The sequence below is a fragment of the Donghicola tyrosinivorans genome (assembly GCF_003003355.1).
GTDB classification, from domain to species: domain Bacteria; phylum Pseudomonadota; class Alphaproteobacteria; order Rhodobacterales; family Rhodobacteraceae; genus Donghicola; species Donghicola tyrosinivorans.
The window spans coordinates 21,403-28,266 of the sequence record NZ_PVTQ01000028.1 but is presented as its reverse complement, the minus strand read 5'-3'; the positions used below and the strand labels follow the sequence as shown (position 1 = coordinate 28,266).

Here is a 6,864-nt window from a genome sequence, read left to right as displayed (position 1 = left end):
AAACACTCAGCACTCGGCTATAAAAGCCCCTTGGCGTTCGAAAGAAAGGCCGCATAAATGAGCAGCAGGATCGGAACTTAAACGCGACAAGTCCAGATCGGCCCTGAGCACTTCCGCCTCAGGCAAACCGTCACCATCGGTCCCGAAGACCACACCGATGATTTTGTCCACTCCAGCGACGGAGGTTCGAACCTCACCGAAGCCAGACGATTGAAGCAGCCTGAGGAAGTGGCCCTCAAGAACGCGGTGCAGCGTCCAGCCGCGCGGTTGCCATATTACGGAACCAGAACCGCCTGCTTCGGAAATGTAGAGCCCGAGCTGGCGGGCGAGCCTCCAGTGGTTCAAACGCGACACCCTATTCGATCAACTTTGGCCCAGAATAAGAGGAACGGGCACCATCGCAATCCCTCAACCAAACCGATGGTCATGCACGTGAGGGCGGAAAGCGGACTTGCGGCAGTGCAGCGTGGCGCCGACGGCCAGTTTTGGATAGCAGTCATTCCTACGCCGCGCAGACAGTCCACTTTGTTCCATCGGGCGTGAAGTCTACGAACGCCGAAGCCCGCGTTGAAACGGTGTCTTCTCAGAGGGCCGTTCCCTTTACCGGATCGTTTTGAGATCCAAAGGTCGCGCGGGCGAAGGCAATGAACGCCTCAAGCCGTTTCGGACGATACCGGTCGCGATGATAGATCAGCGCCATCGGTTGCTCCGGCAGGCGCCAATCATCCAATACCCGCACCAACACTTTGGCCGCGATGTCTCGGGCGACCAGACATTCGGGCAGCTATCGCTTCAAGGCCAACTCTGGGATCGCGAGAAAGAAGAGGAAGGAGACGCCAATGTTGACCCCATCATGAACCGACCGACATACTGACAGGCGGGTCAAATCTCGATGACAATGCTGGGTCAGTTCTCAGAGACATCCAACACTACTGCGGATAAGACAATTAACCATCCCACGCGGGGGTGACCGAGATGCCGAGTTCCGACATGGATCAAAACTACATCCACTAAAATACGCCACGCTGTTTATTGACATAGACCGATTTCTCGAAGAAAACTGCACACACGATCGTTAGAAACTCGGATACTGCAAGAAAATGATTGTGACAGGATGCTCCAGACGCAAGAAAGCGTCCATCAACCCGCTATTGCATCCGGGCAACCTGATCGCCGGAGGCGTGTCGGACGTCGCAATGCAATGGACGGCCCTAATCACCTCTGCCCCAAGAACGCACCGAGCAGCCTCACTATATGCGGGACGATCGTTCACCGATGCGGTTTGGTCCGCACAAGCAGCCCATCTTCCCCATATCATTGTCAGTGCAGGTCTCGGTCTTGTCGAAGCTGAGCAGGAAATTCCCGCCTATGCCTTGACCACAGTCGGCGCCACTGACGAAAATGTTCTGAGCAAGTGCCCTCTCGGAACGCGCCCGGTTGATTGGTGGCGCGCAGCCTTTCCGAACGCGCCTCTAAAATCAATCATCGCTCAAGCTCCTGGTCGAGTTCACCTCGCCCTTTCGAAAACCTATCTTGAGATGATTTTCGAAGATCTTCAGCAACTTGAAGAATCGTCGCTTCAGAAATTGCGTATCTTCACGGGTGCGGACAAGACCCTGAAGTGGAGTCGTTTCGAGAGTAATATCCTGCCTTATGACGCGCGACTGGATGGTCCTGACAGCCCTCTTCCCGGCACCAGGAGTGATTTTGCCAGTCGTGCCTTGCGACATTTCACGACCCTGACCCTTGGCCAGCCTGAAGCGGATCTCGCCGAAGACCGGGCGCTGGTGGAACGCGCTCTTTACTCAATGCGACCGCCCGTCTTGCCGAAAAGAGAACGGAGATCGGACGAGGAGATCCGGGGAGAACTGATCGCGGTCTGGGCTGCGATGAAAGGAAATCGCCAACGAATGCTGCGGCATCTGCGCGATACGCTCTTGATTTCATGCGAGCAATCGCGTTTTGCGCGCATTGCCCGGGAACTGGAAGGCGAGGGATTGCGATGAAACGGCCTCCGGCGAAAGCGGAAGAGAATGCGATCGTGCTGCGCGCGATCCGCACCCAACAGGCTGGTGCCTTCGAGCTCTACGCCTTTTTCATCGCGGCCTCCGATATTCTGCAAATCGCCGACATCAGTCGGATCAAGCGCGAGGGCGACGAATTGCAGGGGTTCCAGCGCAAGGAAATCCGCGCGCATGTGAATGCGATCGTCGAATTTCTCGACAGCGGGCCGGTTCTGTTCCCGAATGCAATCATCCTGGCGCTGTCGAACCGGGTGCAATTCGAGCCCTCGCGCGGCCCTGCACCTGCTGGTTTGATCGACGTCGGCCGCTCGGGCACATTGACGATCCCGCGCGGCGTGGAGGGCCAGCGGGCCGCCTGGATCGTGGATGGTCAGCAACGCTCGCTCGCACTCTCCCGCACGAAAAATCGAGACCTGCCCGTGCCGGTGATTGCCTTCGTCTCGCCCGACATCAAGACCCAGCGCGAACAGTTCATTCTGGTCAACAAGTCGAAGCCGCTCGAGGCGCGCCTAATCAATGAGTTGCTGCCCGAGGTCGGAATGCTCTTGCCGCGCGATCTGAGCGAGAACCTTCTGCCTTCGGAGTTGTGCAACCTTCTGAATACAAGGCCAGAGTCGCCCTTTTTTGGATTGATCAAACGCGCCTCGAGCGGGGCCAACGGCGTGATTTCGGATCAGACCTTATTAACGGCCATTCGGCAAAATCTGCGCCCCGCATTTGGCGGGTTGGCCGCGATGCGTTCTGCGGATGGGATTGACGCAGAGAAAGTCTTCGAGGCGCTGATCACATATTGGCGTGCCGTGAAGGATACTTTTCCCGAGGCTTGGGGGAAGGAACCGGCCCGCAGTCGCCTGATGCATTCGGCCGGGATCAAAGCCATGGCCGCTCTGATGGATGCGCTTATCGTTCGTACCGAAGCTACGGCGGACCCTTGGGGAGAAATTCGTGAGGCGCTCAGCCGAATCGCCCCCCATTGTGCCTGGACCGAGGGACGCTGGCCTTCCGAACTCGGGATGGGCTGGAACGAGGTGCAGGGCACGCCCCAGCATATCAGCAAATTGACGCAGTTTCTGGTCACCAAGGACCGGGAACTGTCCAGGGCCCTTGTGAAATGAAGTTCATTTTCGCCGACAGCCTCGACTACATCGATCCCGGCTTCGATTTCGTTCGAGACCGCAACGCCGAAGGGCGCCGACCCTATTGGGACGATCATTACCCGCATGAGGCGCTGGGATATGCCCCCTATCAGGGCATGCTGGTCTCGCGCGCCATCGTTGGCGGCGGGGCAGGAAGCGGGGTTTCGGGGAAATACACCGAGGCGCAGGCGATGCGGTTCCGGCGGGTTGGTGCGCGGGAATTTCTGCGGCTGGACGATCCGAAATATGCCGGGCTCGACATATTCGGAGATTGTGGCGCCTTCTCCTATCACAAGGAGCACGTCCCCCCTTACAAGCCCGAAGACACGGCCGAATTCTATGATGACGGGCGCTTCACGCATGGCTGCTCGATCGACCACATCATCTTTGACTTCACCGAAGGCTCGACGGGGATGGCTGGCGGGACCGAGGAAAATCGGCGGCGCTTCGACATCACCCAGTGCAATGCCGAGGCGTTTCTGGCGGCCACGCGGCACATGAGCAACCGCTTCTGCCCCATGGGGGTCATCCAGGGCTGGTCGCCGGGCAGCATGGCCGAAGCCGCGCGGCGTCTGGTGGCCATGGGCTACGACTATCTTGCCCTTGGCGGCACCGTTCCCCTGAAGGCACCCCAGATCAAGTCTTGTGTCGCCGCCATTCGGGAGGTGATCCCGCGCGAGACACGTCTGCATGTGCTTGGCTTTGCCAAGGCCGACAACATTGCCGAGTTCCTCGGGATGGGGATCACCAGTTTCGACACTACCTCGCCGCTGATCCGCGCATTCAAGGATGCGAAATCGAACTACTACCTGCCGGGGTCGGGCGATGCGCTTAATTATTACACGGCCATTCGCGTACCTCAGGCAATCGAGAACCCGAAACTAATGAACCTCGCGAAGCGCGGTATCCTGCACCAGGAAGACCTTCAGAAGATGGAGGCCGATGCACTCGATGCGCTGCGTCGCTACGACCGTCACGAGGCTGATGTCGAGGAAACGGTCGAAAAAGTGCTTGCCTATGCGGTGCCCGCGACGATCGGGGATCTGGTGCAGAACCTTCCGGGGACGCGACAGATTTCGGATCTTCGCGCTCGGTATGAGCGCACATTGATCGACCGCCCCTGGAAGCAATGCGACTGTGCGATCTGTCGCGCGGCCTCCATCGAGGTGATGCTGTTCCGCGCATCAAACCGCAACAAGCGGCGCGGTATCCACAACCTGCATGTCTACTCCAACCACCTGAAAAAGCTGAAAGAAACCTCGCCTTATGCGCTCACGTAAAACCTTCTCGGCGGTCTACGCCAAACAGAGCGCGGCTCACGACGTGCTGACCTTCACGGCCAGTGCCTCCGACATCATGGACTTTGCAGTGATCGATCGTGCGGGCCGAGAGGCCGATGGAAGCCTGAATGGGTTTCAGCGGCCACAGATTGCCGGACACATTCGGAACATTCGGGACTATCTCGAGCAGGAAGACGCCGTGCTGCCCAACCCGATCGTAGTGGCATTTCTCGATGGTTTGACGGTCGTAAATCGCCGCGACGATGGCCATTGCAGTGTGGAAATCGATATTTCGACCGCGAAGCCAGGACTGGTCGTCGATGGTCAGCAACGTTTGACTGCTTTATCGCAATCCTCGCGCGGCGATTTCCAGTTGTTTGTTTCGGCGGTAATCTGCCGCGATGAGGCGGAACTGAAACGTCAGTTCGTCTTGATCAACTCGGCGCGACCGCTGCCGAAGTCGCTGATCTATGAACTTTTGCCAGCGATGCAAGGACTCAACCGCAAGATGGGCGAGCGTGCCGTGGCGGCCGAATTGACCGCACGTCTAAATTTCACCGAAGGCTCATCGCTTAAGGGGTTGATCCATCAGCACACAAACCCCGACGGTGTAGTGAAGGATACCGCGATCCAGAAGGTGATCATGAACTCCTCCAGCGATGGCATCATGCGCGAGTTGTTGCAAGAAGCGGATGGGCTCGATCGCTGCTATGACCTGATCAACGAATATTTCTGGGCTATTCGCGATACCTTTCCGGGCGATTGGGAGGGGCACAAGCCGAAGACCTCTCGTCTTGTACATGGGGCAGGAATCGTGGCGATGGGTCATGTGATGGAACTGCTCGCTTATTTCGACAAGGCGCAAACGCGTGATCATTTTGCCATAGGTTTGGCCTGCCTAAAGCCCAAGACAGCCTGGACACAAGGCGAATGGGATTTCGGAAACGGCGAACGGCGCAGTTGGCGCGGACTTCAGAACGTCGGTCGCGACATCGCGCTTTTGTCAGACTATCTTGTTCGCGAGGTCAGAAGCGATCAGCGAGAGCGCCTCTGGGAGGCTCACAAGACTTCTACACACTCCGGCAACGGAAGGATCTGAACAATGAGCAGAAGCGCCCTTGTGCTGTTTTCCGGGGGGCAGGACTCGACGACGTGCCTTGCTTGGGCGCTTTCGCGATTTGAGCGGGTCGAAACCATCGGCTTCGACTACGGACAAAAGCACATCGTCGAGATGACCTGCCGCGACACGATTCTGGGCAGGATTGGCGGTCTTCGCGCGAACTGGTCGGAGCGCTTGGGAGAAGATCATCTCATCGATCTGGGAATCCTCGGGCAAATCTCCGAAACTGCCCTGACTCAGGACATGGCGATCGCCATCGCCGAAGACGGGTTGCCAAATACCTTTGTGCCGGGGCGGAACCTTCTCTTTCTCACCCTTGCGGCCGCGGTGGCGTATCGGCGCGGCATCCGGCATCTTGTGGGCGGCATGTGTGAAACCGATTTTTCGGGCTACCCGGATTGCCGCGATGACACAATCAAGGCCTTGCAGGTCACATTGAACCTTGGCATGGACAAGCGCTTCGTTATCGACACTCCCCTGATGTGGCTCGACAAAGCGGCCACCTGGCAACTGGCTGAAGAGGTCGGAGGCACAAATCTTGTGGATTTGATCCTCGAGGGCAGCCACACCTGCTACACCGGCGACCGGTCACATCTGCATGACTGGGGTTATGGTTGCGGCGAATGTCCGGCCTGCCGGTTGCGCGCAAAAGGCTATGAGAACTTCCGGTCGCGGAACGCCACTTTTACAGGGAGAAGAGAATGACCGTGCCAAAAGACATCCAGCGCCGCCTTGAAGGCTTCGCATTTCTCGCAGCCTTTGCAGCCTGTATTCCGGCCGCAAATTTCCTGATCCAGCATGTCGGCACCTTTTGTCTGCCCGACGGTGGTCCCTGCGTGATCCCGGTCGCTCCGGGTCTCACTGCGCCCAGCGGCGTCTTGATGGTCGGACTCGGCTTGGTGCTTCGCGATCTTGTGCAGCGCCGCTTGGGGCTGTGGTGGTCGGTCGGCGCTATTTTGGCTGGCGCAGCGCTCTCGGCATGCTTCTCGGCGCCGAGTCTCGTCCTTGCTTCGGCCGCGGCGTTCCTGTTCTCGGAACTTGTGGACCTTCTTGTATTCACGCCGCTGCAAAAACGCGGCCTCGTGTTGGCTGCTTTAGCCAGCAGTGTCGTCGGATTGATCGTCGACAGCCTTATTTTCCTGCAACTCGCCTTTGGCAGTATGGACTTCGTTGCCGGGCAGATTGTCGGCAAGATTTGGATGGTTCTTGTTGCAATCCCGGTGCTGATCTTGCTGCGCAACCGCGATCAGCGGATCGGCATGGCCGCCGCCTCTTGACCCGAGACAAAGGCGAGAACCCAGCGC

At 58.2% G+C, this 6,864-nt stretch carries 7 protein-coding genes; 6 read left to right on the top strand and 1 reads right to left on the bottom strand.

Annotated elements, in window-relative coordinates; genetic code table 11:
- Positions 1-583 precede the first annotated feature (583 nt).
- Positions 584-772 carry a LysR substrate-binding domain-containing protein gene (locus tag CLV74_RS21035; protein WP_281260677.1) on the bottom strand — a complete coding sequence of 63 codons (189 nt, stop codon included), beginning with the start codon at positions 770-772 and terminating at the stop codon, positions 584-586.
- Positions 773-1,100: 328 nt separating this feature from the next.
- Between CLV74_RS21035 and CLV74_RS21030 the strand changes: the two genes are divergently transcribed.
- The 6 genes from CLV74_RS21030 to CLV74_RS21005 are packed head-to-tail and all read left to right on the top strand — an operon-like array spanning position 1,101 to position 6,837.
- The gene (locus CLV74_RS21030) at positions 1,101-2,006 is read left to right on the top strand and encodes a hypothetical protein (RefSeq protein ID WP_106268646.1); all 906 of its coding nucleotides are present in this window, start codon (positions 1,101-1,103) and stop codon (positions 2,004-2,006) included.
- Positions 2,003-3,139, top strand: a complete 1,137-nt coding sequence (gene dbpB / locus CLV74_RS21025; protein WP_106268644.1) for a DGQHR domain-containing protein DpdB — start codon at positions 2,003-2,005, stop codon at positions 3,137-3,139. Before CLV74_RS21030 ends, dbpB (CLV74_RS21025) begins: the two co-directional genes overlap by 4 nt.
- Entirely contained in the window at positions 3,136-4,440 is a 1,305-nt protein-coding gene (gene dpdA, locus CLV74_RS21020; protein WP_106268642.1) for a tRNA-guanine transglycosylase DpdA, read from the top strand. Before dbpB (CLV74_RS21025) ends, dpdA begins: the two co-directional genes overlap by 4 nt.
- Complete coding sequence (gene dbpB, locus CLV74_RS21015) at positions 4,427-5,539, top strand: DGQHR domain-containing protein DpdB (protein WP_106268640.1); 1,113 nt, start codon at positions 4,427-4,429, stop codon at positions 5,537-5,539. The genes dpdA and dbpB (CLV74_RS21015) overlap by 14 nt, the downstream gene beginning before the upstream one ends.
- 3 nt (positions 5,540-5,542) lie before the next feature.
- Positions 5,543-6,265, top strand: a complete 723-nt coding sequence (gene queC, locus CLV74_RS21010) for a 7-cyano-7-deazaguanine synthase QueC (RefSeq protein ID WP_106268638.1) — start codon at positions 5,543-5,545, stop codon at positions 6,263-6,265.
- The gene (locus CLV74_RS21005; protein ID WP_106268636.1) at positions 6,262-6,837 is read left to right on the top strand and encodes a VUT family protein; all 576 of its coding nucleotides are present in this window, start codon (positions 6,262-6,264) and stop codon (positions 6,835-6,837) included. Before queC ends, CLV74_RS21005 begins: the two co-directional genes overlap by 4 nt.
- Positions 6,838-6,864: the final 27 nt, after the last annotated feature.

What these genes read in the sequence shown, in the direction of transcription:
- dbpB (WP_106268644.1), top strand. Translation starts at nt 2,003, where the DNA reads ATGAAACGGCCTCCGGCGAAAGCGGAAGAGAATGCGATCGTGCTGCGC.
- dpdA (WP_106268642.1), top strand. Translation starts at nt 3,136, where the DNA reads ATGAAGTTCATTTTCGCCGACAGCCTCGACTACATCGATCCCGGCTTC.
- dbpB (WP_106268640.1), top strand. Translation starts at nt 4,427, where the DNA reads ATGCGCTCACGTAAAACCTTCTCGGCGGTCTACGCCAAACAGAGCGCG.
- queC (WP_106268638.1), top strand. Translation starts at nt 5,543, where the DNA reads ATGAGCAGAAGCGCCCTTGTGCTGTTTTCCGGGGGGCAGGACTCGACG.
- CLV74_RS21005 (WP_106268636.1), top strand. Translation starts at nt 6,262, where the DNA reads ATGACCGTGCCAAAAGACATCCAGCGCCGCCTTGAAGGCTTCGCATTT.
- CLV74_RS21030 (WP_106268646.1), top strand. Translation starts at nt 1,101, where the DNA reads ATGATTGTGACAGGATGCTCCAGACGCAAGAAAGCGTCCATCAACCCG.